Genomic DNA, 910 nt, shown 5'->3' on the forward strand with positions numbered 1-910 from the left:
TTAGATTCAGCGGCAAAGCACTCGAATTCTTTGGCATTTGGATCGTCAATATAGCTCTCACCATCGTTACGCTGGGCATTTATTCGGCCTGGGCGAAAGTTAGAACACACCGCTATTTTTATGGCAATACTCAGCTTGACGACAGCGCCTTTCAATATTTGGCAAAGCCTGAACAGATTCTAAAAGGGCGAATTTTTGCATCCATATTATTCGGCATTTATTACGCAATAAATTCCTATAATGGCGTTTGGGGTTTGTATGCCGCTGCAGCAGTGACAGTTTTAGTGCCTGCAATCATTGTTCTTTCTATGTCGTTCAGGCTCCGCCACACAGCTTATCGTGGTATTACCTTCCGCTTTGAACGAAACTTCAAGCAAGCTTATTTATTTTATGGCCTACCGGTATTTTTGTTCCTGGCTCTGCTTGTTAGCTCAATATATTTTTCTGTGCCCAGTGAGGTATGGGAATACTCGGAAGTCCCGATTTCTGAGGAGATGCCAGCTGATGAAACGACAGAGATACCTGCCGTAGGAGAAGAAGCAAAAATAGATATTGAGGAAGAGTTTAATATGCCTTGGGGGCTTGCTGCTTTGTTCCCATTGTTTATCTTGGGCTTTCCCTTCTGGCAATACTTAAAAGCTATTTTCCTTGTAAATAACGCTCGCTATGGCACCTCACCATTCAGCTATGGCGCTGGCGCAAAAAGCTTCTATCTTATGTATTTAAAGGCCTCCGGTGTTTTTATCTTAGCGATATCTATTGTACTTTGGACTTTATCCCAGCTAGACCTTATGAATTTTACAAGTGAAGAAACAGCACCGTCTTTTTCAAACCTCATTTTAATTCAGCTGGTATTCTTTACTGTTTATTTATGGATCTTTGCCTACCTTCAAACCAAGCGCCAAAACTT

General features: G+C 41.8%; 1 protein-coding gene. It reads left to right on the top strand.

Annotated elements, in window-relative coordinates; genetic code table 11:
- The coding region (locus tag A3757_RS16935; protein WP_068739977.1) for a YjgN family protein at positions 1 to 910 on the top strand (910 nt) is incomplete at both ends.

The sequence above is a fragment of the Oleiphilus sp. HI0117 genome (genome assembly GCF_001635235.1).